Consider the following 25,605-nt stretch of genomic DNA (forward strand, 5'->3'; position numbering starts at 1 on the left):
TCTTTGGGCCAAGAAAAGTTGCCGCCTGATAAAAAACCAGGCTCTGATTGCGGCCCGTGCGTTGCTGAATAGCAGCGGGCAGGTCTTCGATAGGCTCAGCAAGCCATAAGGCTGCATATCGTAAATCTCGCATCGGGCCTTACCTGATCACTGGCTAGAGCTATCTACCTGTCCTTGAGCTGCGGTCGCCGAAGGCGACTGTCTTGCCGGTTCAGATTGCTCACTAAGAAGTGAAGCTATGGCAGTACGTGTCGTCCTCACTGACTGGTGGGTTATCAACTTTTGTCGAGCTCCGCTGAACATCGATGTTGATACGTAACGAAGCCTGGTTGCGCCTTGATCCACGGACCGGGTCAGACAGCGTGCGTTGGCACGCGATCCGAACGCTTCGCCAGTGCAGCTGCATCAGGTGGCAATCGGTCCAGGCTCTTAAACGAGTCCATTCAAAAGGCCTGCTTTCCATGAGATGCCTTCGAATAACGCTTTCCGCCGTAGCGGCTAGCAAGCCTAAGCAGGCATTTGGATAAGGCGCGTATTACGAAGGTTGCAAGGGTGCCTGCGTGTCGGTGCGCGCTGCCGCTCTTCATAGTGGCGAGCGATAGGTGCTGCGGAGCCGCCGTGTCGTACTCGGGATGGTTACCGAGTACGACGATCGGGGCTTTAGGTGGTGGGTTCGGTCGTCTTTTGTGCAGGTGCAACTGAACTCGGTTGAGCCGCTGGCTCGCGGCGCTTGATCAACTTCCAGTCCGCCTCGTCGATATAGATGCCGCTCGGGCCGCTACCGCCTTCCAGGTCAATGGCGACATGCGCCGAAACCTGCGGTTTGACCGAAGCCAGAATCGGTACGAAACCCAACTGCAGGCTGGTTTCGATCAGAGCTTGCTGGTTACGTTCGTCGATATCGGCTGCTTCGTCCAGATAGTAGGGTAGGCGTATACGTCCGGCCTGTTCTCGATCCATCAGGTGAAGCAGCAGATACATGTTGGTCAGCGCCTTGATGGTCATCGTGGTGCCGTTGGATGCTGCGCCATCGATATCCGTATGAATGACCGGCTGGCCACCTACCTTGGTGATCTCGAACGCGAGTTCGAACAGATCCTTCAAGCCGAGCTGGTTGTTGTTGGCAGCCACCAGGCGCGCCAGGTATTCCTTGGCTTCCTCGTTCTTGCTGTCCTGTTCGTTGCTCTGCTGCAGATCGAATACTGACAGCGTCTCACCCTGCTCGTATTGACCAGCGCTGTGGATGATCTGATCTATGTGCTTTAGCGCGTCCTTGTTGGGTGCCAGGACGATGCGGAAGCTTTCGAGGTTCGACACTTGCCTCTTGTTGATCTCGCGATTGAACAGGGCCAGCTGATGCTCGAGGCTATCGTAATCGCTGCGAATATTGCGCAGCGTGCGGGCGATATCGGTTACAGCCGCTCGGCGCGCCTTGGCAAGCGTCAACGCTTCGTCCTGGCGGTGGGCATAGGCATTCACCAAAAGCTGCATCCGACGCTCTGGATCTTCCTCGCTGTCGAACTTGGCGACTCCCTTAAGGCGAACCTGCGCATAAAGGGCTTCGATCTGACCATCGACACGCTGAAGCGCTTGCCAGCTGTCCTGATAGTCGTTGAGCAGCGGTTGCAGGTTTTCCAGCGAGTCATCCACTGGGTCCATGAAGGGGGTACCGAAAGGGAGATCCGTCGGCAGCAGCTGGCGACGACGAAGCGCGTCCTCAAGCGTACGCTCCTTGGCTTCGAGGTCCGCGAGCTGGCGGCCCACGAGTTGCAGCTTTGCTGACAAATGCTGGACTCGCTCAGTGAACGCATCGCTGGTCCGCTTGAGCTCATCCTGGGCTGCTTCGGCTTGCGCCAAATGTTCCAGCTTCGTCTGTTCTTCTGCAGACAGCGTCTGACAGCGGCGGAAATCCTCCAGCGCTTTTTGTGCGTCGAGGACCTCTTGATAGAACTGCTCGGCCTGGGCTTTGCTCGCAGCCCTGTCTACGGCAACAGAATGCTGGGCTTTGAGTTGTTTTAACTCGCGCTCCAGTCGGTCCTTCTGATCACGCAAAGCTGCGCGATCCGCCAGCGCCTGTAATGCAGGTGGTTCGATGTGGGACAGATCGATGGATAGACCAGGTGCCTCGAAACGCTCACCTTTGAATCCGTCGAGCACCGCTTCGAGCGATTTGACCCAGGCGTCGTCATCATCGACCGAGATGCCTTTTTCCCCCAACGGCAAACTGAACAACTGGCCGTTGAGCAACCGCATCAGTCGATCGACGTCCGCCTGGGAAAACTCTTCGCGCAGCCGGGAGTAGCTGTTGTTATCCGCGTGGTCCAGCTGCTGACGCACCGACTTGAGCCGTTTTTCCAGATCCCGCACGCGCTCGTCCAGGTCTTCGCTGGAAAATTGGCGGGATTGAGACAGCGCGCCAGCCAGCTCGTCGTGGGCATCCTTGGCTACGAGCAGCTGCTGTTCCAGTACCCGGGCATCGTCAACCAGAGCAAAGCGGTTCTTCAGCACGGACAATTCGCCCAGCCAGCGTTGAATGTCACTGATTTCGCGCTCCAGGCGCATCAGTTCCGCCGTGCTGCCGCGCTGCTCCTGCTGCAGACCATCCTGTTCCCGGCGGTAGTGCTCGGCCTGTATGACCAACTCTTCCTTGCGTGCGCCTGAGTAGTCCTGCCATGCGCCGAGGAGCGAATCGAGCAGGGGCGACAAGCGATGAAGCTTGCCTCGCAACAATTCACGTTGCGCTACTCCAGCTGCAAGCGCTTCGACCAGCGGGCCGGCGGCCACCAGAGCCTGATAGTCCTGCTCCATGCGGCGCACATCGCGGAAGGCCTCCTCTGTGGCAGCGATGTAGTCCACGCTGCCGGACCGCAGGCTGTGCTCGAACGCGTCGAGAAACAGCTGCTTTAGTTTGGCTGCGGTGATCTCGCGCATGTGCAGCAGATTGATGAACAGTGCGCGGAAAGTCTTGAGGCTCTGCTCGCTGGTTGAGCGCAGTGGGATCAGTGTCATGTCCAGCGGTATCGAGGTGTGGCCGCCCACCAGCAACCGACGAAGTTCATCAGGTTTGGCTTCGTACGCCTTGATACCGGCGCGCTCTAGGTTGGCGAAGAGCTCGCGCTGACGCAGGCATGTACCGTTCTGCTGGTAGTGGTCCAGGTCCAGCGACCCCTGATAGACGAAAAACTGATGGCCAAATCCGCCACCCGGTCCGCGACCCGCCACACCAATCACGTGTGGGCCATGGGGGAGGGCGACCTCGACGAGGATGTAGCTGGTGTCGCTGGCGAAGTAGAACTTGCGCGACTGCTCCAGACTGTACTTGCCGAAACTCATGTCCGACATGCGCGCCAGAATCGGAAACTGCAAAGCGTTGATCGATGCAGACTTACCGAGGTTATTAGCGCCATAGACCGACAGCGGAGTTTCCAGCGGAAAGATGCCGAGGCTGTAGCCCGCCGTGTTCAGGAGGGCGAAGCGTCGAATACCGTAGCGTTCCTGGCTCATGCTTCAAGCTCCTTTTCTGCAGCGATGGCTCGCGCCAGCGCGTCTTCTTCGGATTCATCTTCCGGGTAATCCAGCAGAATGATCTCTTCTTCTTCCTCTTCGGCGATCAACTGCGGCGCCGGCAGTGAGAGATCACTGCTGTGCAGGCTTGCGGCCAGATCGCGGTCCTGTTGGACGGAAAGGCAGACGTCGAGGAAGCGGTGCATGGGCGGCAGGAAGCGGTATATGCCGTTGCTGTCTTCGGCAAAACCCAGTTGACTGAGGCGGCGAATGATCTTCTCTTCCAGCTCGTCCTGGGTCGTCACCTCTGCCTGCAGGAAGAGGTCGCGGTACTTGTCCAGCAAGGACGGCAGCTCGTCACGGCCCAGAGTACCGCCATCAAGCACAGCGAGCGGATCGCGGCCCTGGTCCGCGAGATGCTCAACGAGAATGAATGTGAACAGCGCCAGGCGCTGGGCGGTCTTGTTGACCTGTGCACCCATCTGTTCAGGAACGAAGTAGTAAAACCCTCGCGGATCGCAGACCAGCTCGAAGCCGAGCGCCTTGAATAGCGCTCGGTATTGGTCCTGCATGTTGGAAAGCTGCGCGTAACACTCCGGCTCGCTCCGGGAAAGGTGGTAACCCTTGAACAGCTCGCGGAAGATCGGTGCCAGCTGGGTTAGTTCTTTCAGATCAATGTTCATACAGGACTCGGGTCGGTCGTGTGGTGAAAACCGCGATGCGCTTTTCACAACATGGATTCAAAACGGTACGGGCGATGTGTAGCTCAAGCATCGGTGTGAGCCAGCAGGGCGAATGAGCTGAGGCTGACCTGATGCTCGCGCGTCAGGTACTCGCGCCGCTCCAGACGGTCGCGCTGGAAGCGTGCATCACGCGACAGGCGTGAAAACCAGTAGAGCAATTCATCGGTGGCGCCTTCAGGCTCCTGCTCAAGCAGCCACTGCATCAGGTCTGGTAAGGGCAGGGCCTGCTCGCAACGGTCGAGCATTTCGCGGGCGGTAAGCGGCGAACGCGTGGTGTCGGCCTTGCGCTTGCTGCCAGCGCGCGGGAATTGCGCCGGCTTGGGCTCGAAGCGGGCCAATGCATAAACGTAGGCTTCGACTTGGCTGGCCGTTCCCAGGAAGGTGCTTTGCGGGCGAGTGAATAGCGGTAGCGAAGCCTGAGGCACTGCATCCAGCCCTTTCTTGCGAATGGCTGACAAGGCCAGCGCGGCCCCACGCGTGACGGCGTTATGCCGGCGCGCTTCTTCGCGCAGTGGCAGCAATAGCTCCCGGGCGTGACGCAGCGTTAGCTGAGCGGTGCTCTGCATGTCGAGAATGCGCGCATGGGTGCGCAGCAGTAGGTCATCGTCGACCAGTTGCCCCAGTCGCTGCTGTTCGCCGAGCAGCTTCATCAGCACCTGCTCAACGCGGTACACGCCTTGCTCGAACGCACCATCTGCTGCGACCAGCTGAATCATCGGCTCGACGTATTCATCCCAGGTCGCCAGCACTTCTGCATAACGCTGCCGCAGCGGGATCTGCCGGTCGCTGGTTTTGGCTCGGTCGGCCACGCCAATCAGAGCCTGTTCGTCGTTGGCGAGCTTCTTCAGCACGTCGCGCACACGCATGTCGAGCAGCCGTAGTTGTCGGGCGAGGTCCTGACCGTCGCGGATCTCGAAGGCGTCCTGGATGTGTCCGGCGAGGCGCTCCAGGTGGCGCAGGTAGGCTTCGATCTCCAGGCACAGGCCCAGCCGGTGCTCGCGGCGCAGATAAGCGAGAAAGTCATGGATCTGTGCGTTCAGCTCGAAGCGGTTCGGGCTTTTCGCCACAGGCACCAGGATATCCAGGCGGATCCACTGATCGAGCAGGGCGGTGATATCGGTGGGTGTGCCTTCCGGCAACTGCGCGGCGAGCTGGTGGCGGAGTTCGACCAGGCTCAATGTGCCGGTATCGAAGCGTTCGCACAGCGGCTCTAGCAACGTCCAGTGTTCGGCAAGTGCACGCAGTACGCGCTTGGGTTCGATCATCTGAATCGGTTCTGTCGGCTGCGAAATAGCCGGCAATTGTACTGCCTGGGCCTGGTGCAAATCAGCCCGTACCGATCACTGGGTTGGCTCAATGAGGCGCTCGGCCTTCCCGCTTTGTTGGTTTCCGGCCACAATTCACACTTGAGGTGCCGCCTGAGTCCGCACGGCTGGCCAAGAGGAGTTCGACATGAGCAGCAACGACCGCGTCATCATCTTCGACACCACCTTGCGAGACGGCGAACAGAGCCCCGGGGCCTCCATGACCGGCGAAGAAAAGCTGCGCATCGCCAAGGCCCTCGAACGCTTGAAAGTGGACGTGATCGAAGCCGGGTTTGCCATCGCCAGCCCAGGCGATTTTGCGGCCGTCAAAGCGGTCGCGGATAACATCAAGGACAGCACCGTTTGCAGCCTTGCGCGTGCGGTCGATGCCGATATCGAGCGCGCGGCCGAAGCATTGGCGGGTGCCAATTCCGGGCGTATCCACACCTTCATCGCCACCAGCCCGATCCACATGCAATACAAGTTGCGCATGCAGCCGGATCAGGTCGTTGAACAGGCCGTGCGGGCGGTGACCAAGGCGCGCAACCTGTGTGCCGACGTTGAATTCTCCTGCGAAGATGCTGGCCGCTCCGAAATCGATTTTCTCTGCCGAATCATCGAAGCGGCCATCGACGCAGGCGCACGAACGATCAATATCCCGGACACGGTCGGTTACGCCATTCCGCACCAGTACGCCGACATGATCCGCCAGCTGCTCGAACGCATCCCCAACGCCGACAAGGCCGTATTTTCCGTGCACTGCCACAACGACCTGGGTCTGGCCGTGGCCAACTCGCTGGCGGCGGTTGTCGCGGGTGCGCGGCAGGTCGAGTGCACCATCAACGGACTGGGTGAACGCGCTGGCAATGCTGCGCTGGAAGAGATCGTCATGGCGATCAAGACCCGCCAGGACTTGCTCGACGTGCATACCCGCATCGAGACCGAACATATCCTCAGCGCCTCCCGCCTGGTGTCTGGCATCACCGGTTTTCCGGTGCAGCCGAACAAGGCCATCGTCGGCGCCAATGCCTTTGCGCATGAATCCGGTATCCACCAGGACGGTGTGCTCAAGCATCGTGAAACCTACGAGATCATGTCCGCGCAATCGGTGGGCTGGAACGCCAACAAGATGGTCATGGGTAAACATTCCGGGCGCGCGGCGTTCCGTTCGCGACTCGAAGAGCTGGGCATCGTTCTGCTTGGAGAGGGCGAGCTGAACGCAGCTTTTGCCCGTTTCAAGGAGCTGGCCGACAAGAAGCATGAGATCTTCGATGAAGATCTGCAGGCGCTGGTGTCCGACACGCTCGCCGAAGACATGCACGAGCACTTCAAGCTGGTCACGCTGGAAGTCGCGAGCAAGACTGGCGAAGTGCCGGACGCCAAGCTGGTCCTGAACGTAGACGGCGAGGAGATGCCCGCGTCCGGACAGGGTTCAGGGCCGGTCGATGCCACCTTCAAGGCCATCGAATCTGTCGCCAACTCGGGCGCCACGCTGCAACTGTATTCAGTCAATGCCATCACCAAGGGCACCGACTCGCAGGGCGAAGTCACGGTGCGGCTGGAAAAAGGCGGGCGGATCGTCAATGGGAATGGCGCCGATACCGACATCGTCGTGGCATCGGCCAAGGCATACCTCAATGCGCTGAACCTGATGCAGGTCGGTGCTAAAGCTCATCCACAGGTGGCTGGCGTTTGATTACTGAAAGTCGGCGTCGAGCCTTTCTCGACGCCATGCAGATCACGACCTGGCTGCCCCGGACCGAGCTGCCCTTCGCCGCGCCATCGCGCCCGGAGCTGCTGTCCTTCGACGATACCGACGTTGAGCCTGCACCGGTCATTGAGCTTGAACAGCCGGAAGCCGCACCGGCTGCGCCAGCGCCCAAGGGGGCGAACTCAGCCACGGCGAGCCCCGCTGCTGATGCGGTTCGTGCCGCCTTGCCACGCATAGCGATGCCTGAATCCAGGAAAAAGGCTGTCAGTGATGAGCAGGCGCCCGCTGTCGAGCAGAAACCTGCTGTGCCGCCACCACGCTTCGCGTTGCAGCTATTACGAGCGGGTAACGTGGTGCTGCTGGTTGAGTTGCCCACCGGTGAGTCCTTTCAGAGCAGGGACCCGGCGTACATCCTGCTCAAGGATCTGTTGCGTGCTGCCAAGCTGCCGGACAAACCGCAGCAGGTCGGTGACGGCGAGCCAATACGTTGGCCATTGCTGCATCGCGGCAGTATCGATCAGGGCGCCGAGGCCGCACGTGACTATGTTCAGGGTGTGGTAGCTGCCGAGCTGGAAGAAATGGATTGTGCGTGTCTCTGGCTGATTGGTGCGCCGGCGCTGCGTTTCGCCGGGGAAGTCGATCCCGATGCGTGCTATCGCGAGCTCACCGTCGAAGGCCTTGGCGTCGCGCTGACCATGCCCGGCCTTGAGCAGTTGATGGAACAGCCGGGCAGCAAAGCGCAATTATGGAAGGCCATGCGCCGCAGTATGCCGAGATGGGTGGTGGGTTTGACTGAGTCCGCGAGTAGTGTTCATGACTGATGCAGTAAGTTTTCGGCCGATGATTGCGGAGGACCTGGAAAGCGTCCTGAAAATAGAATACGCAGCCTTCAGCCACCCCTGGACCCGCGGTGTGTTTACCGACGCATTGAGTGCCTACGAGTGCTGGGTCATGTTCGAAGGCGAGCAGCAGGTAGGCCACGGGGTGATCAACGTCATCCTCGACGAAGCGCATCTGCTCAACATCACGGTCAAGCCGCAGAGCCAGGGTCACGGGCTTGGGCTGCGGCTGCTCGAGCACCTCATGCAGCGTGCTCAGGAGCGTGGCGGACGGGAGTGTTTTCTTGAAGTGCGCGCCAGCAATACATCTGCTTACCGGCTCTACGAGCGCTATGGCTTCAACGAGATAGGGCGGCGTCGCGGGTACTATCCATCCGCCGATGGGCGCGAGGATGCGCTGGTAATGGCCTGCACGTTGCTCGACTGATCTGGAAGCGCACATAACAAGCCCGGTCATGCGAGCCGGGCTTTCTCGTGTCTGGAGTGCGGCAAAGGCCCGGCGCGATGCGCCGGGAGCGGCCGTTAACGTGGCTGCTTGTCGCGCCCGGAATCCAGCGGGGCGTCGCCTTCGAGCTCTTCATCGTCCATGAAATCATCATTCTCGTGTAGCACGGCGTCGCCGCTACTCAGCCCGGTATCCTCATCACCGTCCGCCGGGCCGTCCCACGGCTTGCCATCGAGTGGATGGACGCGACCCTCTTCGGCCTCGTCAAGGTCAACATCCGCGCCGATGCTGTGCGCGGACACTTCGCTCAACTCCTGATCAGCCGGCCCGCCATGGCCACGTTCGTTGGGTGAACGTGCACCGTCTTCTTTGATCAAGGTTTCCGGCGCCATGTCATCCATGGTCGTGTCGCCGTCAGGTACCTCGCCAGTGGTCATTCCGGCCTCCGCGACCCGCTCTGGGGGGTATTCGTTTTCGATCTCTTCAAGCGGTACTTCGTCACCGATGCGGCCCTTGCGGTCGTCGCGGCGCTGGTCGAAATCGAGCTGCTCGATGGAGCCCATGCGGTCCTCGGTGTCGTCGATTTCGGTGGGGGTGTAGGGCTTCTGATCGTTCATGACAACCTCCTGCGTGAGCTGCGTTCTTGCAGATTGTGACCCGGTGCCTCGGTGAAGATTCAGCGATACCGCTGGCCGGCTTCGGGTTTATGAACCAAGCTGCAATGATCCCTGGCAGCGCGTAAGCGCTTGTGGTGCTACAAAAAATTGCGAACCACCATCGACGATCCGGAGTCTCAAGGAGCATGAACGAACCAAATGACCGACCCGGGCTAGAGGTCCGGCGCTGCGCTTTTTTCTTCGATGTCGACGGCACGCTGGCTGAAATTCAGCCGCGTCCCGAACTCGTTTCCATCCCGCCTCGCTCGCTGATCGCCCTGGAGCACCTGCACCTGAGTGAGATACCCGTGGCGGTGATATCCGGAAGACCGCTCAGCCAGCTAGACGATCTGCTTTTACCTTTGCGGCTTCCCGCTGCCGGCGTGCACGGCGCCGAGCGCCGTACCGCTGCCGGAGAAATGCACAATCTGGCCCTGGACGACGATGTCTTCAATGCCATCCACCGGGAACTTGAGCAGGCATGCGCTAAGCATCCAGGCCTGTCGTTGGAAAACAAGACCGTCGCCTTTGCGCTGCATTTCCGCCTTGCGCCTGAGCTGGAACAGCAGGCGCGCGAGCTGGCAGAAAGCTTTGTCGAGCGCTACGGCGACGTGCTGGCCCTGCAGCCTGGCAAGTGCGTGTTCGAACTCAAACCACGCGGTGCCAGCAAGGGGGAGGTGATCCGAACCTTCATGCAGGAGTCGCCTTTCAAAGGGCAGGTACCCGTATTCGTGGGTGACGACCTGACAGACGAAGCCGGCTTCAAGGTCGTCAACGAACTGGGCGGAATCACCATCAAGGTAGGTGAGGGGCCGACCGAAGCCACCCAGCGTCTCGAGTCGGTAGGAGCCGTCGGTGAATGGCTTGAAGGCTTGCTCGGCGCCCTGGCCGAGCAGCCGCAACAATCAAATGAAACCAGACTGAAGCGAGAATGATCGATGAGCCGACTAGTAGTGGTTTCCAACCGGGTAGCGCCGATCAAACCGGGAAAGGTCGCTGCTGGCGGGCTGGCGGTCGGTGTATATGACGCCCTGCGTCAGGCCGGTGGCATCTGGTTTGGCTGGAGCGGCGACGTAAGCAGCACTCCACAAACCAATAGCGAGACCATCGGCAACATCACCTACGTCACCATGGGGCTGACCAAGCAGGATTACGACCAGTACTACCGTGGCTTCTCGAATGCCACGCTCTGGCCGATATTCCATTACCGGATCGATCTGGCACGTTACAACCGCCAGGAATACGAAGGGTATCGGCGGGTCAATGCAATGCTGGCGGAGAAGCTCAAGCCACTGCTCGAACCCGACGACATCATCTGGATCCACGACTACCATCTGATCCCCTTTGCCGAAGCCTGCCGTCAGCTTGGCATCCGCAATCGCATCGGCTTCTTCCTGCACATTCCGTTTCCGCCGCCGGAAATTCTCACCGTCATTCCGCCGCACAATGAGCTGCTGAAAACGCTGTGCTTCTACGATCTCATCGGGTTCCAGACCGAAACGGATCGTCTGGCATTTCAGGATTACATGACGCGTGAAGTGCGCGGCATCCTCGAATCCGATGGCAGCCTGACAGCTTATGGTCAGAACTTCCGCGCCGGGGTCTATCCCATTGGCGTGGTGCCGGATGAAATTCAGAAGCTCGCCGAGTCCTACAAGGGGCGTAGCAAACCAATGCGGCGCACCACGGACGTCGACCGCAAGAAGATCATCAGTGTGGATCGGCTGGATTATTCCAAAGGTCTGGTCGAGCGATTCAAGGCTTATGAGGCGTTTCTCGAGCGCTACCCGGAGCACCGCCGCGCCGTTGAATTCATCCAGATAGCGCCCACGTCCCGGTCTGACGTGAAAACCTATCAGAACATCCGGCAGCAGCTGGAAAGCGCAGCCGGGCATATCAACGGCTGGCTGTCTGACCTGGATTGGACGCCGCTGCATTACCTCAACAAAAGCCATGATCGCCGCTCGCTGATGGGCTTGTTCCGTCAGTCCGATATCGGCTTTGTCACTCCCTTACGAGACGGCATGAACCTGGTTGCCAAGGAGTTCGTGGCCTCGCAAGACCCTGAAAATCCTGGCGTCCTGGTTTTGTCGCGCTTCGCCGGGGCCGCGCGTGAACTGACCTCCGCACTGATCATCAACCCCTACGATTGCATTGGCATGGCCGAAGCCCTCGACCGAGCCATGCGCATGTCGCTGACCGAACGCAAGGATCGCTACGAACACATGATGCGCGCCATTCGCGCCGCGGATCTGGATGCATGGCGCGACAACTTCCTGCGCGACCTGCGTGCTTTCTCCTCCCGCCCGAGAGCCGAAGTCCCGTCGAATCCGCTGTTTGCCGTATAAGACGTGACGTACCGGTTGGCGTGCTTGTCAAAACGCCGACCGGTTCGTAACGTGCGTGTCGGAATGGAAGGGGCGGGCGATGAGCAACGAGCTTCAACAGTTATTCGAGAACAACGCGCGCTGGGCTGAGGCGATCCTCGAAGAAGATCCGACGTTCTTTACCAAGCTTGCCAAGCAGCAGGTGCCGGAATACCTCTGGATTGGCTGTTCCGATGCCAGGGTGCCCGCCAATGAAATCGTCGGTCTCCTGCCAGGCGATCTCTTCGTCCACCGCAACGTCGCCAATGTGGTGCTGCATACCGATCTCAATTGCCTGTCGGTGATCCAGTACGCCGTCGATGTGCTCAAGGTGAAGCATATCCTTGTCACGGGCCACTATGGTTGCGGTGGTGTACGCGCTGCAATGCGCGATGACCAGCTCGGCCTGATCGATGGTTGGCTGCGCACTATTCGCGACCTCTACTACGAGCACCGCGACCACATCGGCATCTTTCCGACCGAGGAAGCTCAGGTGGATCGTCTTTGCGAGCTCAATGTGATTCAGCAAGTCGCCAACGTCAGCCACACCAATATCGTCCAGAACGCCTGGCATCGCGACCAGCCGCTGTCGGTGCATGGCTGCATCTACGGCATCAAGGATGGCATCTGGAAAGACCTTAACGTCACCATCAGCGGCCTTGATCAGCTACCCCCGCAGTACCGCCTGCGCACGCGTCGGCCGGTCTGATGGGGACGCGTCAAGGATGGGCCTTCGCAGGCCTGCTGCTGGCCGTGCTCTGCTGGGCGGGTAACGCTCTGGTCGCGCGCGCTTTCCATGACGAGATTCCGCCCCTGAGCCTCGCGTTCTGGCGTTGGACCCTTGCGACCTGTTTGCTCCTGCCGTTCGTTGCGCGCTCGATCTGGGCCCATCGGGCGACATTACGCGCGGCGGGCTGGCGACTACCTGTCGTCGCGGCGCTGGGCGTCAGCAGTTACAACTCGTTGTTGTACACCGCTGCGCAAAGTACCGAGGCAATCAACCTCACCCTGGTCAACACCTGCCTGCCACTGTTCACCTTTATCGGGGGCGGGCTGTTGCTGGGTGAGTGGCCGGCCCGGCGTGCCTGGTTTGGCCTGAGCGTAGCTGCTGGCGGGCTGGTCTATTTGATCAGCCGTGGAAGCTGGGAAGCTTTTGCCAATTTCGCATTCAAGACAGGCGATCTGATCATGCTCGCGGCCGTACTGGTCTGGGCGCTGTACACCTTGTCATTGCGGCGCTGGGCGGGCTTTCTGCAAGTGCCGCCACTGACCTTGCTTGGCGTTCTGATGTTGCTGGGCACGCCATTGATTCTGCCGTTCTACCTCGTCGAGCTAAGCCATGTAGGGGGATTTGCACCGAGTCTGACCAACCTCTCGGTAATCGCCTACACAGCTATCTTCGCCTCGCTGGTGGCGTACCTGTCATGGAACCACGGCGTCAAAATCGTTGGCGCGGCCAAGGCATCGATGGCGACCTATTTGATGCCAGTGTTTACTGCGATTCTCGGTTGGCTGCTGCTGGGGGAGGGGTTGCAACCATTCCATTGGATCGGCGGCGGGCTGATCTTCGCCGGCCTGCTGCTCGCTACCCGTACCACGGTGCGCAGCGCCGCGCGCTGACACCGCTCCGGTCGATTAAGAAGCGCGCGATTCAGACCTTGCGCTTCGTTCGAGCGCAACCCGCTGTTCCTAAGCTCGCCGCCTTGGGCAGCTACTTTTCGAACCCGGCACTTGCGGCAGTCTGCTTCCGGCTAAGTAATGGATAGTCGGGGCAGGTGCGGTAAACAATTCCTGCGCCTCTCACGATTCTCCGCTCAGCAAACCCGACGGCCACTTCTCACTCGGCGAGGAATTTCATCACTGCACTGGAGAAGCGTTCGGGTTGATCCAGCATGACGAAGTGAAAACTGCCGTCGATGCGGCTGAAGCTGACGTCAGGGATCGAGACATAGGCGCTACGGTACATTGCGTCGACGTTGACGGCGGACACGCCGTAGAGCTCATCGTAGGCATAGATGACCTCGACTGGCGCCTTGATACGACCAATCTCGGGGCGCAGGTCCGTGGTCATCAATTCATACGCGGCATCGGCTACGGTCTCGCGATCCGACTTGATCGCCGCGCCGACGAGGCTTGGCCTGTGCGTTTCGGTTTTAGCGAGACGGGCAATGGATGCGTTCTGCATGGCTTCGTTCTGTTCGGGCGATGCCATCAACATCGCATCGCGCATCCGTGCAGCCTGTGGAGTCGCTGTTTCGCTGGTCGCAGAAGGATCGAACAACAGCGTATAAAACGGCAGCGCATCGACGACGATCAGCTTTCCGACTCGGTCTGGATGACGGGCACCCAGCATCAGAGCAACCTCACCCCCCAATGAATGACCAATGATCACCGGCGCCTCGATGCGCTGGCGCTCGATGTACGCGGCGATTGCGTCGGCTGTCGGCGCCGCGACCACTCCCTCTTGGTTAGGCACAGGAGGCAAGCCCGCGAAGCCTGCAATCTGTACGAGATGGAGACGATGATTCTGCCGTAGCTTTGAGACTAGGCCTGCCCATATTTCACGCGACGACGCCAGTCCCGGAATCAGTATCACATCTGCTCCAGTCCCTTCGACCACCACGGAGATACGGTCCTGAGTCACCTCCCCGGAGAGCAAGGGCGTCGAACCACCTGGCGCTGCCAGTGCCAGTGTGGGAACCATCGACAATACGGTCCCTAGTGCCGCAAGGATCATTCTTATACGCATGGGCTGCCTTTGGGAGTGGTACTCACTGACATCAGGGGGGGCATAAAAGTAGCCACTAAAGGGCGTATGAACAAGCCACGAAACCGTCGAACCAGCTGACCCAATATTCGCCACGGGAGCTGTGCTGAGTGTCCGATCAGTTAGCGTGCGTGCCCGCCCACGGCATGACGATCTGCAAATCGCCAACAAGCACCTGCGCCGCAACCATCCAAATCACAATCCCGATCAGCCCCAACGATAGGTGCCCCACGACGATGCCGATGGCGATCTGTTTCCAGAGCCCGGTGTATTGGTTGGAAGGGGTCGCTGCGGCGATGTGGTAGGGCGTTTCGCGCTCGGCGCGGATGTTGTCGAAGCTGTCTCTCATGGTGCGCTCTCGGTGGTGCTTGGCTGAACGACGGGCACAAAAAAAGGGTTCAGCTTTCGCTGAACCCTTTTGAATTTGGTGGCTACGCAGGGACTTGAACCCCGGACCCCAGCATTATGAATGCTATGCTCTAACCAACTGAGCTACGTAGCCAAGTGGCGCGCATTATTCGCGTCGCGCCTGTGCCTGTCAACCCTCCTTCCGTGATTTTTCGTCCGTCTTTCAAATGCTTATGCAGCGCCGCCGTTTGGCCCCTGTTGCGTGCGCGATGGCACGTCCGTTCTGCAGCAGATCAGTCCCACTTGGGGGCAAAGCCGGGGTTCGCCAGGCGGTCGTTACGGTCTAGCGCGGCGATCTGCTGCATCTCATCGTCATTCAGGCGCAGCTCTTGCGCCGCAAGGTTGGCTACGAGGTTCTCACGCTTGGTGGAGGAGGGGATCACAGCGAATTCCTGCTGCAAGAGCCAGGCGAGGGCGATCTGTGCGGGGCTGGCGTTGTGGGCTTCGCCGATGCGCTTGAGCACCTCGTCCTGCATCACCTTGCCGTAGGCCAGCGGCATGTAGGCGGTGATGTGTATACCCTGGCTGCGGGCAAAGTCGGTCACCTTGCGGTTCTGCAGGAAGGGATGCACCTCGACCTGGTTGGTGGCGATGTTCTCGGCGCCGATGGCGTCGATGGCTTGCTGCATATGGGCGATGGTGAAGTTGGAGATGCCGATGGCGCGGGTCAGGCCGCGCTCCCTGGCTTCCATCATGCGCGTCAGGTAGTCGGCAACAGCGAGTTCGTCGTTCGGCGAGGGCCAATGCACGAGGGTGAGATCGACCTGTTGCAGGCGCAGCTTGCTCAGGCTCTCCTCGAGGCTTGGGAGCAGGCGGTCCGCGCCGAGGTTGCTGGTCCAGACCTTGGTGGTGACGAACAGCTCGTCCCAGGGCACCTCGCTCTCGGCAATGGCCTGGCCGACTTCGGTTTCGTTGTCGTAAATCTGCGCCGTGTCGATGTGGCGATAGCCGAGTTCGAGTCCCGTTTTCACCGAGTCGATAACTTGCTGACCCTTGAGGCGGAAGGTGCCAAGGCCGAAAGCGGGAATGGTCATGAAAGGTCTCCTGGTTTGATTGAGGCCGTGGTGATGAATTCTTTTGGGGCCGAATGCGAGTCATGGAAGCGGCCAATGCGCCGGGATGAATACGAGCTGACCCATGTGTATGAGGTCTCGGTGTCCGAGATCTGACCTAGGTGCACTCCACTTGATCCATGTGCTGCCCGACGGACCGGGTGTGCCTCGCCAGGCGAAGTGGGGCTGTTGAGCTCGATGGTCCGCTGCGTGCCGCGGCCGCGAACACGTTCGCTGAATTGCTTGCGTGCAGTCTGTACCGCAGACTCCTGCGGATAAACCGGGCCACGGGCCAAACACAATTGACTGGGAGTCACAGATGAAAACCACGCTGGACGAGTTGCAGGCCTTTACGGCAGTGGTTGACACCGGCTCCCTCTCAAGCGCGGCGGTACAACTCGGGCGGACCGCTTCGGGTGTCAGCCGTGCCTTGAGCCGGCTGGAAACAAAGCTCGCCACGACATTGCTGCGTCGCACAACGCGTCGCCTCGAGCTGACGGAGGAGGGGGCAGCCTTTCTAATACAGGCGCGGCGCATTCTCGAGGCCGTTGAAGAGGCTGAAGAGCAGATGTCGCGCCGGTTACAGCAGCCGGCCGGACGGTTGCGGGTCAATGCCTCGGCGCCATTCATGCTGCATGTGCTGGTGCCGCTGACGGGCGGATTTCGCGAACGCTATCCGGACATCGAGCTCGAGCTGCACAGCAGCGACCAGATCATCGATCTGCTGGAGCATCGCACGGACCTCGCGCTGCGCCACGGCCCTCTGCGCGACTCCAGCTTGCATGCCCGCCCCTTGGGCCGCAGCCGGATTCGGGCGGTAGCCAGCCCGGACTATCTGGCGAGACGCGGCACTCCGCAGCAGGTGGAAGACCTGGAAAACCATAGTCTGATCGGATTTACCCAGCCGGAAAGTCTCAATCATTGGCCGCTGCGCCATTCGCTTGGTGAAGCCTGGTCGATCGTGCCGAGCGTTTGGGCATCAAGCGGTGAGACGGTACGGCAGCTTGCGCTGGCGGGCGAAGGCGTTGCGTGCCTGTCGGATTTCATGACGGCACGAGACCGCGCCGAGGGAGCGTTGGTGGAGATCCTGCCCGATGCCAATACCCACGTGTTGCAGCCGATTCACGCGGTGTATTACCGCAATACGGCGTTGTCGGCGCGCATCACCTGTTTCCTCGATTACCTGAGCGAGTGCCTGGGTGAGCAGGCCTGGACACGCCACGGATGACCGGTCCGAACGAAGGGAGGGTGTTCCTGCCTAATTGATAGACACCTATGTGAGGACACTTCCATGCTGAACATTTCCCTCCCAAGCCATCAGCCCTTGTATCCCTGGCTAGCTGATGAATCGCCCCTGAATGACCTCGATGACGCCGAGAGTGATACCGAGCTGGATGACGGCGACACCTTGCCTGATGAGGTGCTAGAGCAGCTTGAGAAAGCACCGCCGCCGCCAGATCCGATGCCTGATCAGGGTGTGATGTAGGCTCGCTGACGATGGATGGAGGACTTCGTAGTGCTGCCCATGCGACGGCGCTGCGAATCTGCGTTATACCGCGCAACGAAAAAGGGTCGGCTTCGCGTCAAGGGCGGTCGGAATAGGGCGGCCAGCTTCGAGTGTCAAATATCACTAACGATGTTTGAATTGCGCGTGCAAGGACGCGCTTCGACGGCTGAGCGGGCGCCGGCACTGACGATGGCTGCCTTCCAACGCATACCGATTTGCTAAGGCGACCGCGCTGAGTGACACGCGATGCTGTACATGTCGCCAGCAGGTTCGCTCGCCCTTTGCCAGTTGGGCTCATCCATTTAATAGCAGGTCGCTTTCCAGAGTTACTCTCAAGAGACGTGATGCATGAACAGGCGGTTGTTGGTTGGAGTGCTATTGATTGGTCTGCATGTATTCGTCGGCGTCACGTTGATTCCGGACTTGAGCCTGGGGCTCCTTGGGTCCGCGCTGGCGTGGGGCTATCTCACGCTTTCTGCAGTGCTGATGCGCTATGGCGTGTTGGTACGCGGAGGCGGCAACGCGCTACTGGCCTGGTCGGGGCTGCTGGCCATGGGGATTTTTTCCAGCCTGGCGATCTTTTCTCTGGTTCGAGCCTTCGTGCTGGCACTTGCGTCGCTGCTCAGCAGCGAGTCGGCAGAGCTTGCCCAGGGATCGGCCTTAGCTGTCATCGCTGCGGTGCTGGTAGTGACCCTGTTCGGTGTGATCAATGCCCGGCGAACGGCCGCAATTGCGGAGCGAACTATTGCCTTGCGGAATTTACCCACCGCGCTGCAGGGGTTCAGCATCGTGCAGCTCACTGATATCCACGTTGGCCCGACCATCAAGCAGGGCTACATCGACGCTGTCGTAAAACGTGTTAACAGCCTGTCTCCCGACCTGATCGTTATTACAGGGGACCTGGTGGATGGAAGCGTCGCTGAGCTGGCCGATGACTTCGCGCCACTGGGGCAGCTCAGGGCTCGTCACGGCGTGTACGTGGTCACCGGTAACCATGAGTACTACGCGGGGGCCGATAGCTGGATCGCCGAGTTCGAACGCTTGGGCATGAAGGTACTGCTGAACCGGCACGTGGTGCTTGAGCATGATGGCGGCCGCATGGTGTTGGCGGGCATTGCCGACTATTCGGCCGAGCTCTTCAGGCCCAGCCATAAGAGCGATCCGGTGGCGGCACTTGCGGGCGCTCCTGTCGATGTGCCACGCATTTTGTTGGCGCATCAACCGCGTTCAGCGAAGGCGGCGTTGGCGGCGGGCTGCGACCTGCAGCTGTCCGGCCACACCCATGGCGGCCAGTTCTGGCCATGGATGCACTTCGTGCGTTGGCAGCAGCCTTGGGTGGCGGGTCTGCAGCATGCCGGGGGCATGCAGATCTACATAAGCCGCGGTACGGGTTATTGGGGGCCGCCGTTGCGTTTCGGTGCCCCGTCGGAAATTACCCGGATTCAGCTGAGTTTCTCTGGCGCTTAGGGGGGCAGCCGCTCGGCAATCAGCCGGCCAGCAGTTCGCGCCTGAGCAGTGCGTAATCCTGGCCTTCGATCTGTCCGCGGCGTAGCGGGTTGCGTGTGCAATGTGCGGCGAACCCGGCATCGACGAAGCGGTAGGGCAGGTGCTCGTCGCGTCCGGTGGGAATGCCGAGGCGGGTGGTCTGGACGATGTCAGGCCGCGCACCAATGTCGTCCACGCGCAGTCGTGTCGGGTCCATGCGTTGGGCGTTCCACTCCGTGACGGTCAGGCCCAGCGCCTTGCACAGCAGCGTCTGTCCGGAGCAGAGGCGTGTCAGCGGACGCGGCCCACCGGCAGCAGCCGGGCTGTTAGTGCGCATACGTTCGATGGACTCTTCGCAGGACAGCAGATCGACCCACGGATAGCCCGCCTTGATGCACACGGCGTTGCCCTCGCCCTGGACGCTGAAATTAAGCGAATCGCCGCCGCGCGAGTAATAAAGGTACAGATGACCAGCCGGCATAAACATGGCACGTCTCGAAGGGCTAAAGCCGAGCGAGGAATGACTTGCTTTCTCGTCGACGTAGTACGCCTCGGTCTCGATGATTCTCGCCGATAGCCAGAGCCCGTCGACGCAGTGGCGGATGACGGTACCCAGCAGTTCCTGAGCGACGATCTGCGCGTCACGATCAAAAAAACTGTCGTCGAGGTGTTGCTGCGGCGGTTCGGTAAGGCTGTTCATCAGGGCTCCGGCTTCGGCTGGTCTGTTTTTCCGACCGATAAGCGAAGCGAATATTCCGCAATCGATGAACGTATTTCGTGCCGGTCGTCAGACAAATGCCCTGATCTGGCCTTAAATCAGCATTCAAGGACAGGGGATCTGATCCTCTGAATAACGGACGCCCAAGTCTGCGAGGCGTCTGGCGGGCTTCTCGAACAGGCGAGTCCTTAACTGGCGGCACGCAGTGAAAGCACCCTTTCTGAGGCCATCTCACCGTTGTGCTCGTTGAGACGGCAGCCGTACGTTTCGGGCTTATACCGGCCCGGCTGTAACGCAGCTGCCGCGCATATAAGGTTAGCGTTGCGTTGCACGCCCCGTGTTGGAGGAGCCGCTCTGGATGATGCTCACACTATTGCCAGTCCCGTACTGCGAAATGTCTGCCGCGTTCGCCGTGCCTCCTTGGCTGACAAGCGCGTAATGGCCTTCGTTGAATTGCGAGGCCTGGATGATATTGCTGTCACCGTCCTGCGCCAGATCTAGCTTGTTTTCTTCGCCAGCGCCAACCTGAATGGTCACGATGCTGTTGTCGTTTCCAGTCATCACTGCTTTCAGTTCGTTGCCGACCGCGTTCTGCGTAAGGTTGGCAGTATTGCGGTCGCCAGACTGCACTACGGCAATAAGGCCGTTTCTGCCCGTTTGTACTAGGTTGATGGTGTTGTCATCGCCAGTCCCGGAGGAAGTCGCCGTATTTTGCCGGCCACTTTGTGTGGCTGTGACCTGATTGCGATCGCCGCGTTGCTCACTTGAAAATCTCATCAGGATGCCGGATTGGCTCACTGTAGCGCTGTTATGGTTGCCAACGCTTTCAACCTGAGCGTCCGAGGCGATCGCAGAGAACTGTCTCAGGCTCGCCATATTGCCTATACCGAATGACTTGACCGTGGCGTCGGAAACGCTGCCGTAAATTTGCGTGACTGTGGCGTCGTTCTCGCTGCCATCCTGCCAAATAAAGGCCGCGCCGCCCAAAGTGTTGTCCTGGTACGAATAGCTGATGTTGTCGCTACCGTACTGAGTGCTGCTGGATTGCGATTCGGCAAACGATTGGATCGTGATAGCCGAGTTTCTGTCGCCTATCTGCAGCTGGTAGAGCTCTGCGCCGATGGAACTAGACTGGGTTCCTTGCGCAGAGTTCGAGCTGCCATATTGGTCTTGAGAGATGACACTCTCGGTTGAATTGGTCTGTGTGGCGTTAGCTACATTCCCGGATCCTACCGCCTGGTGCTGCAGGACTGAGTTGTCGATTGAAAGCCCCGTCACGGTGTTGTCCAGTTGACGCGCCTCACTGTAATTCGAACTGCCTTGCTGAAATTGGGTGATCGAGTCGGCTATACCGCTTTGCTGGAATGAAACCGCTTCGTTGGAAACCCCGCTTTGGATGATGGATATCGAGTTCTCGAAGCCAGCTGTCTGCGTGACTGTGGCTTCCAGGGAAACCCCCGACTGATCAACGTCGACGGAGTGTTGTGCAGCGAATGCCTGTGAGGACATTGCAGCAATGAGTGCAAGGGCAAGCGGCTTGAGCGTGCGCATGACGTATCTCCGGCGAGGGGCGCCTGCTACGAACTCAATGATGCGCCCACTGCACTATGGCTGGGTGGTGCGTTCGGAACGGACCCCGAGTTATCCCGCACCATCATGCTCGCGCTGACGCGGCCAGGAATATCCACTGTTCGATTGATAAAGCAGGATTAGGCTCAATAGTAAGCGCCGGGATGAGCGCGTCACGCCTAGTCTTCTTTGGACGTGCCACCGTAACGATGAAGGATGGCTGCGCCGGATACGCTGGGTTAGATCCGAAAAAAAGGCCGCGCTAGTGCACGGCCTTCTCGTACTCGTCAGGTTGGGAAACCTCACGGTACTGCTATTGATGTTGCTTAGACGTTGAAGCGGAAATGCATCACGTCGCCGTCCTTGATGATGTACTCCTTGCCTTCCAGTCTCCACTTACCGGCTTCCTTGGCGCCCGCTTCGCCTTTGTACTGAATGAAGTCGGCGTAGGCGACGACCTCGGCACGGATGAAGCCTTTTTCGAAATCGGTGTGAATGACGGCGGCGCCTTGCGGAGCGGTTGCGCCGACTTTCACGGTCCATGCGCGAACTTCTTTGACACCGGCGGTGAAGTAGGTCTGCAGGTTGAGCAACTCGTATCCAGCTCGGATGACGCGGTTCAGTCCGGGCTCTTCAAGGCCGAGGGATTCGAGGAACATATCCTTTTCCTCGCCATCATCCAGTTCGGCGATCTCCGCTTCGATTTTGTTGCACACCGGCACCACGACTGCGCCTTCTTCGGCGGCAATGGCGTTAACGACGTCCAGGTGCGGATTGTTCTCGAAACCGTCTTCGGCGACGTTGGCGATGTACATCACCGGCTTGCTGGTCAGCAGGTGAAAGCCTTTGGCGAGCTGAATCTCTTCCTCGCCAAGCTTCTTAAGCAGTGTGCGGGCAGGCTTGCCTTCGGAGAAATGCGGGATCAGTTTTTCCAGCAGCGCCTTCTGCGCAACGGCCTCTTTGTCGCCGCCCTTGGCATTGCGGGTTACGCGCTGGAGCTGCTTTTCGCAGCTATCGAGGTCAGCGAAGATCAGTTCGAGCTCGATAATCTCGATGTCACGCTTGGGGTCGACGGAGTTGGAGACGTGAATGACGTTCTCGTCTTCGAAGCAGCGAACGACATGGGCGATGGCGTCGGTCTCGCGGATGTTGGCCAGGAACTTGTTGCCCAGGCCCTCACCCTTCGATGCGCCTTCGACCAGCCCTGCGATGTCGACAAACTCCATGGTTGTGGGCACCACACGCTCTGGTTTGACGATTTCGGCCAGGGCCTGCAAGCGCGGATCGGGCATCGGTACTATGCCGCTGTTCGGTTCGATGGTGCAGAAAGGAAAGTTTTCCGCAGCGATACCGGATTTGGTCAGCGCATTGAACAGGGTGGATTTGCCGACGTTGGGCAGACCTACGATGCCGCAATTGAATCCCATGGTGTCTTGCCTCGGTATTGGCTGGCAGCTGATGCGCTACCGGCGTTGCCAAATTGCGTTAAACGGCCTCGTGATAGCTGTAGTGCTACAGCCTTCCGTACAGCCGTTGCTTGTCTTCTTTAGCGTGCCTGCCGCACCGTATCAGGCCTTCTGGCTGTGCAGGCGCTGCATGGCGCGCGTCCAGTCACCGGCCAGTATTTCGGGCAGCACGTCGAAAGTGAAATCGATGCTGGCGTCCAGCTTCTCCCGCTCGGTTTGCGGCGCTCGGCCCAGGACATAGCCGGTAACCAGGCTGCTGTGCCCAGGATGGCCGATACCCAAACGTAAGCGGTAGAAATTGTTCTGATTGCCAAGCTTGGCGATGATGTCGCGAAGCCCGTTGTGCCCGCCATGACCGCCGCCCTGTTTGAGCTTGGCGATACCAGGGGGCATATCGAGTTCATCGTGGGCAACCAGGATGGACTCGGGAGGAATTCGGAAAAATCCGGCTAATGCCGCTACCGCCTGACCGCTGCGGTTCATGTACGTGGTGGGGATCAGCAAGCGGACATCTTCGTCCTGGTGGCGAAACTTGCCGACCAGCCCGAAGTATTTACGATCGACGCTGAGGTTGACGCCCTTATGGGCAGCCAGACGCTCAACGAAAAGGGCCCCTGCGTTATGCCGGGTCTGGTCGTATTCGGGGCCTGGGTTACCCAGGCCGACGATCAGTTTCACGGCAGTCACGACAGAGGCCCTTCCTCAGATGCTTGCGAGTAGATTACTCGGCAGCGCCTTCTTCTTTCGGAGTGTCATCTTCTTTGCTCACGCGCGGAGCATGAACATTGGCAACCGGCAGGTCGCTGCCGTGTGCCAGAGCGACCAGCTCGACGCCTTTCGGCAGCTTGATGTCGGTCATGTGCAGAACCTGGCCGACTTCAACGTTGGCCATGTCGACTTCGATGAACTCTGGCAGATCCTGCGGCAGGCAGGAAACTTCCACTTCGTTGATGTTGTGCAGGATTTCGCCGCCTTGCTGCTTAACGCCAACCGAAGTTTCCTGGTTGATAAAATGCAGGGGGACGGTGGCGGTCAGCTTTTGGCCTGCGACGACGCGAACGAAGTCAGCGTGCAGGACGAAGCCTTTGGCCGGATGACGCTGCAGCGCCTTGATCAGAACGGATTCGCTCTGGCCGTCGACATTCAGGGTCAGCACGTGGCTGTAAGAGGCTTCGGTTTCCAGCAGCTTGGTCACATCTTTCAGCAGCAGGCTGATGGATTGCGGAGCCTTGTCGCCGCCATAGATTACGGCTGGAACGAGGTTGGCGTTACGACGCAGGCGGCGGCTCGCACCTTTCCCCAGGTCGGAACGCACTTGGGCATTCAGAGTGAAATCAGTCATTGTGTTTCTCCAGGATTACAACGCGCCCGATGCACTCGCGACCAGCGCTATCGGCGGTTGGGCAAAAAGCCCCGCACGAGGCGGGGCACATTTTCGTTCGACGCGAAGAGCTAAGTTTTTGGCTTAGCGGAACATCGCGCTGATCGATTCAGCATTGCTGATACGGCGAACCGCTTCAGCCACCATTGGCGCGATGTCCAATTGGCGAATACGAGTACAAGCTTGAGCCGCTGCGGACAGCGGGATGGTATTGGTCACGACCAGTTCGTCGAGCACCGAGCCTTCGATATTCTCGATGGCGCGACCGGACAGAATAGGGTGAGTGCAATACGCGAAGACCTTGGACGCGCCATGATCTTTCAGAGCAGTTGCGGCATGGCACAGAGTGCCGGCGGTATCGACCATGTCATCGACGAGGATGCAGGTACGGCCTTCGATATCACCGATGATGTGCATCACCTCGGACTGATTGGCCTTCGGGCGACGCTTGTCGATGATCGCCAGGTCTACACCCAGCGACTTTGCGACAGCGCGAGCACGCACCACGCCGCCAATGTCAGGGGAAACGATCATCAGATTTTCGAAGCGCTGAGCCTGAATGTCGTCGACCAGTACCGGCGAGCCGTAGATGTTGTCCACGGGCATGTCGAAGAAGCCCTGGATCTGATCGGCATGAAGGTCAACGGTAAGCACGCGATTGACACCCACCACGTCCAGCATATCTGCCACGACCTTGGCACTGATTGGCACACGAGCGGAACGCGGGCGGCGGTCCTGGCGGGCATAGCCAAAGTACGGGATAACGGCCGTGATGCGGGTGGCTGAGGAGCGGCGGAAGGCATCAGCCATCACGACCAGTTCCATCAGGTTGTCGTTGGTGGGGGCGCAAGTCGGCTGAATCAGGAATACGTCCTTACCGCGAACGTTCTCGTTGATTTCGACACTGATTTCGCCGTCGGAAAATTTACCGACGTAGGCATCACCGAGGGGGATATGCAGCTGACGTACAACACGCCGGGCCAGGTCGGGGTTGGCGTTCCCCGTGAAGACCATCATCTTGGACACGCGCAGTACCTGCCTGAGGGTGGATCCGATGAAACAAAAAGCTGTTCAAAAGGCCAGGCGTCTTGAACAGCTCTCATGATGTTTGGCAGGGGCGGCTGGATTCGAACCAACGCATGCCAGGATCAAAACCTGGTGCCTTACCGCTTGGCGACGCCCCTGTAGATGTAACCTTGACTGTGTTGCGGCTGTACTAACCCCGAGAGGTTATGGCAGGGGCGGCTGGATTCGAACCAACGCATGCCAGGATCAAAACCTGGTGCCTTACCGCTTGGCGACGCCCCTGTAGATGTAACCTTGACTGTGTTGCGGCTGTACTAACCCCGAGAGGTTATGGCAGGGGCGGCTGGATTCGAACCAACGCATGCCAGGATCAAAACCTGGTGCCTTACCGCTTGGCGACGCCCCTGTAGATGTAACCTTGACTGTGTTGCGGCTGTACTAACCCCGAGAGGTTATGGCAGGGGCGGCTGGATTCGAACCAACGCATGCCAGGATCAAAACCTGGTGCCTTACCGCTTGGCGACGCCCCTGTAGATGTAACCTTGACTGTGTTGCGGCTGTACTAACCCCGAGAGGTTATGGCAGGGGCGGCTGGATTCGAACCAACGCATGCCAGGATCAAAACCTGGTGCCTTACCGCTTGGCGACGCCCCTGTAA

General features: G+C 59.5%; 23 protein-coding genes and 6 tRNA genes. 10 read left to right on the forward strand and 19 right to left on the reverse strand.

Annotated features, from left to right (window positions below; all coding sequences use genetic code 11):
* Positions 1-660: 660 nt before the first annotated feature.
* The 3 genes from mksF to mksB form a co-directional block, all read right to left on the reverse strand.
* Positions 661-3,504, reverse strand: a complete 2,844-nt coding sequence (gene mksF, locus EA797_RS21120; protein WP_122168885.1) for an Mks condensin complex protein MksF — start codon at positions 3,502-3,504, stop codon at positions 661-663.
* A complete protein-coding gene (gene mksE / locus EA797_RS21125) occupies positions 3,501-4,187 on the reverse strand; it encodes an Mks condensin complex protein MksE (RefSeq protein WP_122168887.1) in 687 nt (228 codons plus the stop codon). Before mksE ends, mksF begins: the two co-directional genes overlap by 4 nt.
* 83 nt (positions 4,188-4,270) lie before the next feature.
* Positions 4,271-5,512 (reverse strand): Mks condensin complex protein MksB, encoded by a 1,242-nt coding sequence (gene mksB / locus EA797_RS21130; protein WP_122168889.1) that lies wholly within the window; start codon positions 5,510-5,512, stop codon positions 4,271-4,273.
* Between the two features lie 187 nt (positions 5,513-5,699).
* On the opposite strand from mksB, the gene EA797_RS21135 reads away from it, so the two are divergent.
* The 3 genes from EA797_RS21135 to rimI are packed head-to-tail and all read left to right on the forward strand — an operon-like array spanning position 5,700 to position 8,528.
* Complete coding sequence (locus tag EA797_RS21135) at positions 5,700-7,247, forward strand: 2-isopropylmalate synthase (RefSeq protein WP_122168891.1); 1,548 nt, start codon at positions 5,700-5,702, stop codon at positions 7,245-7,247.
* Positions 7,244-8,083 (forward strand): energy transducer TonB, encoded by an 840-nt coding sequence (locus tag EA797_RS21140; RefSeq protein ID WP_122168893.1) that lies wholly within the window; start codon positions 7,244-7,246, stop codon positions 8,081-8,083. Before EA797_RS21135 ends, EA797_RS21140 begins: the two co-directional genes overlap by 4 nt.
* Positions 8,076-8,528 (forward strand): ribosomal protein S18-alanine N-acetyltransferase, encoded by a 453-nt coding sequence (rimI, locus tag EA797_RS21145; RefSeq protein WP_122168894.1) that lies wholly within the window; start codon positions 8,076-8,078, stop codon positions 8,526-8,528. The genes EA797_RS21140 and rimI overlap by 8 nt, the downstream gene beginning before the upstream one ends.
* A gap of 95 nt (positions 8,529-8,623) precedes the next feature.
* On the opposite strand, the gene EA797_RS21150 is transcribed toward rimI, so the two are convergent.
* Positions 8,624-9,163: a hypothetical protein gene (locus EA797_RS21150; RefSeq protein ID WP_122168896.1), complete on the reverse strand. Its 540-nt coding sequence runs from the start codon at positions 9,161-9,163 to the stop codon at positions 8,624-8,626.
* A 185-nt stretch (positions 9,164-9,348) separates the two neighbouring features.
* On the opposite strand from EA797_RS21150, the gene otsB reads away from it, so the two are divergent.
* The 4 genes from otsB to EA797_RS21170 all read left to right on the forward strand — a co-directional run bounded on the left by otsB (position 9,349) and on the right by EA797_RS21170 (position 13,188).
* On the forward strand, positions 9,349-10,137 hold the full coding sequence (gene otsB / locus EA797_RS21155) for a trehalose-phosphatase (protein ID WP_122168898.1): 789 nt from the start codon (positions 9,349-9,351) through the stop codon (positions 10,135-10,137).
* A 3-nt stretch (positions 10,138-10,140) separates the two neighbouring features.
* Positions 10,141-11,550 (forward strand): alpha,alpha-trehalose-phosphate synthase (UDP-forming), encoded by a 1,410-nt coding sequence (otsA, locus tag EA797_RS21160; protein ID WP_122168900.1) that lies wholly within the window; start codon positions 10,141-10,143, stop codon positions 11,548-11,550.
* Positions 11,551-11,629: 79 nt separating this feature from the next.
* A complete protein-coding gene (can, locus tag EA797_RS21165) occupies positions 11,630-12,277 on the forward strand; it encodes a carbonate dehydratase (RefSeq protein ID WP_122168902.1) in 648 nt (215 codons plus the stop codon).
* On the forward strand, positions 12,277-13,188 hold the full coding sequence (locus EA797_RS21170; protein WP_122168904.1) for a DMT family transporter: 912 nt from the start codon (positions 12,277-12,279) through the stop codon (positions 13,186-13,188). Before can ends, EA797_RS21170 begins: the two co-directional genes overlap by 1 nt.
* Positions 13,189-13,405: 217 nt before the next feature.
* Here EA797_RS21170 and EA797_RS21175 read toward each other — a convergent pair whose 3' ends face one another.
* The 4 genes from EA797_RS21175 to dkgB all read right to left on the reverse strand — a co-directional run bounded on the left by EA797_RS21175 (position 13,406) and on the right by dkgB (position 15,777).
* Positions 13,406-14,317: an alpha/beta fold hydrolase gene (locus EA797_RS21175; protein ID WP_122168906.1), complete on the reverse strand. Its 912-nt coding sequence runs from the start codon at positions 14,315-14,317 to the stop codon at positions 13,406-13,408.
* Positions 14,318-14,453: 136 nt separating this feature from the next.
* The gene (locus EA797_RS21180; protein ID WP_122168908.1) at positions 14,454-14,684 is read right to left on the reverse strand and encodes a hypothetical protein; all 231 of its coding nucleotides are present in this window, start codon (positions 14,682-14,684) and stop codon (positions 14,454-14,456) included.
* Between the two features lie 76 nt (positions 14,685-14,760).
* Positions 14,761-14,837: transfer RNA gene (locus EA797_RS21185), tRNA-Met, on the reverse strand.
* A 139-nt stretch (positions 14,838-14,976) separates the two neighbouring features.
* On the reverse strand, positions 14,977-15,777 hold the full coding sequence (dkgB, locus tag EA797_RS21190) for a 2,5-didehydrogluconate reductase DkgB (RefSeq protein ID WP_122168910.1): 801 nt from the start codon (positions 15,775-15,777) through the stop codon (positions 14,977-14,979).
* Positions 15,778-16,114: 337 nt separating this feature from the next.
* Here dkgB and EA797_RS21195 point away from each other — a divergent pair, with 337 nt between their 5' ends.
* From EA797_RS21195 to EA797_RS21205, 3 genes are all read left to right on the forward strand, one after another.
* Complete coding sequence (locus tag EA797_RS21195; RefSeq protein ID WP_122168912.1) at positions 16,115-17,023, forward strand: LysR substrate-binding domain-containing protein; 909 nt, start codon at positions 16,115-16,117, stop codon at positions 17,021-17,023.
* 63 nt (positions 17,024-17,086) lie between these two features.
* Positions 17,087-17,281, forward strand: coding sequence for a hypothetical protein (locus EA797_RS21200; RefSeq protein ID WP_122168914.1), 195 nt, complete (start codon positions 17,087-17,089; stop codon positions 17,279-17,281).
* Between the two features lie 369 nt (positions 17,282-17,650).
* Positions 17,651-18,769, forward strand: coding sequence for a metallophosphoesterase (locus EA797_RS21205; RefSeq protein ID WP_122168916.1), 1,119 nt, complete (start codon positions 17,651-17,653; stop codon positions 18,767-18,769).
* A gap of 19 nt (positions 18,770-18,788) precedes the next feature.
* Here the strand turns inward: EA797_RS21205 and EA797_RS21210 are convergent, their stop codons facing one another.
* The 11 genes from EA797_RS21210 to EA797_RS21260 form a co-directional block, all read right to left on the reverse strand.
* On the reverse strand, positions 18,789-19,487 hold the full coding sequence (locus EA797_RS21210; RefSeq protein ID WP_122168918.1) for a DNA-3-methyladenine glycosylase: 699 nt from the start codon (positions 19,485-19,487) through the stop codon (positions 18,789-18,791).
* Between the two features lie 333 nt (positions 19,488-19,820).
* A complete protein-coding gene (locus EA797_RS21215; protein WP_122168920.1) occupies positions 19,821-21,056 on the reverse strand; it encodes a hypothetical protein in 1,236 nt (411 codons plus the stop codon).
* A 344-nt stretch (positions 21,057-21,400) separates the two neighbouring features.
* Positions 21,401-22,501, reverse strand: a complete 1,101-nt coding sequence (ychF, locus tag EA797_RS21220; RefSeq protein WP_122168922.1) for a redox-regulated ATPase YchF — start codon at positions 22,499-22,501, stop codon at positions 21,401-21,403.
* 141 nt (positions 22,502-22,642) lie between these two features.
* Positions 22,643-23,227 (reverse strand): aminoacyl-tRNA hydrolase, encoded by a 585-nt coding sequence (gene pth / locus EA797_RS21225; RefSeq protein WP_122168924.1) that lies wholly within the window; start codon positions 23,225-23,227, stop codon positions 22,643-22,645.
* Between the two features lie 34 nt (positions 23,228-23,261).
* Positions 23,262-23,882, reverse strand: a complete 621-nt coding sequence (locus EA797_RS21230) for a 50S ribosomal protein L25/general stress protein Ctc (RefSeq protein ID WP_122168926.1) — start codon at positions 23,880-23,882, stop codon at positions 23,262-23,264.
* Between the two features lie 123 nt (positions 23,883-24,005).
* Positions 24,006-24,947 (reverse strand): ribose-phosphate pyrophosphokinase, encoded by a 942-nt coding sequence (locus tag EA797_RS21235; RefSeq protein ID WP_019341796.1) that lies wholly within the window; start codon positions 24,945-24,947, stop codon positions 24,006-24,008.
* 83 nt (positions 24,948-25,030) lie between these two features.
* Positions 25,031-25,105, reverse strand: a tRNA-Gln gene (locus EA797_RS21240).
* 49 nt (positions 25,106-25,154) lie between these two features.
* Positions 25,155-25,229 (reverse strand) — tRNA-Gln (locus EA797_RS21245).
* Positions 25,230-25,278: 49 nt separating this feature from the next.
* Positions 25,279-25,353 (reverse strand) — tRNA-Gln (locus tag EA797_RS21250).
* 49 nt (positions 25,354-25,402) lie between these two features.
* Positions 25,403-25,477, reverse strand: a tRNA-Gln gene (locus tag EA797_RS21255).
* Positions 25,478-25,526: 49 nt separating this feature from the next.
* Positions 25,527-25,601 (reverse strand) — tRNA-Gln (locus EA797_RS21260).
* Between the last annotated feature and the right edge of the window lie 4 nt (positions 25,602-25,605).

It is taken from the genome of Stutzerimonas zhaodongensis (genome assembly GCF_003696365.1).
Lineage (GTDB): Bacteria > Pseudomonadota > Gammaproteobacteria > Pseudomonadales > Pseudomonadaceae > Stutzerimonas > Stutzerimonas zhaodongensis.

Coding starts and splice junctions, on each gene's coding strand:
- mksF (WP_122168885.1), bottom strand. CDS start 3,504: ATGAGCCAGGAACGCTACGGTATTCGACGCTTCGCCCTCCTGAACACG.
- mksE (WP_122168887.1), bottom strand. CDS start 4,187: ATGAACATTGATCTGAAAGAACTAACCCAGCTGGCACCGATCTTCCGC.
- mksB (WP_122168889.1), bottom strand. CDS start 5,512: ATGATCGAACCCAAGCGCGTACTGCGTGCACTTGCCGAACACTGGACG.
- EA797_RS21135 (WP_122168891.1), top strand. CDS start 5,700: ATGAGCAGCAACGACCGCGTCATCATCTTCGACACCACCTTGCGAGAC.
- rimI (WP_122168894.1), top strand. CDS start 8,076: ATGACTGATGCAGTAAGTTTTCGGCCGATGATTGCGGAGGACCTGGAA.
- EA797_RS21150 (WP_122168896.1), bottom strand. CDS start 9,163: ATGAACGATCAGAAGCCCTACACCCCCACCGAAATCGACGACACCGAG.
- otsB (WP_122168898.1), top strand. CDS start 9,349: ATGAACGAACCAAATGACCGACCCGGGCTAGAGGTCCGGCGCTGCGCT.
- otsA (WP_122168900.1), top strand. CDS start 10,141: ATGAGCCGACTAGTAGTGGTTTCCAACCGGGTAGCGCCGATCAAACCG.
- can (WP_122168902.1), top strand. CDS start 11,630: ATGAGCAACGAGCTTCAACAGTTATTCGAGAACAACGCGCGCTGGGCT.
- EA797_RS21170 (WP_122168904.1), top strand. CDS start 12,277: ATGGGGACGCGTCAAGGATGGGCCTTCGCAGGCCTGCTGCTGGCCGTG.
- EA797_RS21175 (WP_122168906.1), bottom strand. CDS start 14,317: ATGCGTATAAGAATGATCCTTGCGGCACTAGGGACCGTATTGTCGATG.
- EA797_RS21180 (WP_122168908.1), bottom strand. CDS start 14,684: ATGAGAGACAGCTTCGACAACATCCGCGCCGAGCGCGAAACGCCCTAC.
- dkgB (WP_122168910.1), bottom strand. CDS start 15,777: ATGACCATTCCCGCTTTCGGCCTTGGCACCTTCCGCCTCAAGGGTCAG.
- EA797_RS21195 (WP_122168912.1), top strand. CDS start 16,115: ATGAAAACCACGCTGGACGAGTTGCAGGCCTTTACGGCAGTGGTTGAC.
- EA797_RS21200 (WP_122168914.1), top strand. CDS start 17,087: ATGCTGAACATTTCCCTCCCAAGCCATCAGCCCTTGTATCCCTGGCTA.
- EA797_RS21205 (WP_122168916.1), top strand. CDS start 17,651: ATGAACAGGCGGTTGTTGGTTGGAGTGCTATTGATTGGTCTGCATGTA.
- EA797_RS21210 (WP_122168918.1), bottom strand. CDS start 19,487: ATGAACAGCCTTACCGAACCGCCGCAGCAACACCTCGACGACAGTTTT.
- EA797_RS21215 (WP_122168920.1), bottom strand. CDS start 21,056: ATGCGCACGCTCAAGCCGCTTGCCCTTGCACTCATTGCTGCAATGTCC.
- ychF (WP_122168922.1), bottom strand. CDS start 22,501: ATGGGATTCAATTGCGGCATCGTAGGTCTGCCCAACGTCGGCAAATCC.
- EA797_RS21230 (WP_122168926.1), bottom strand. CDS start 23,882: ATGACTGATTTCACTCTGAATGCCCAAGTGCGTTCCGACCTGGGGAAA.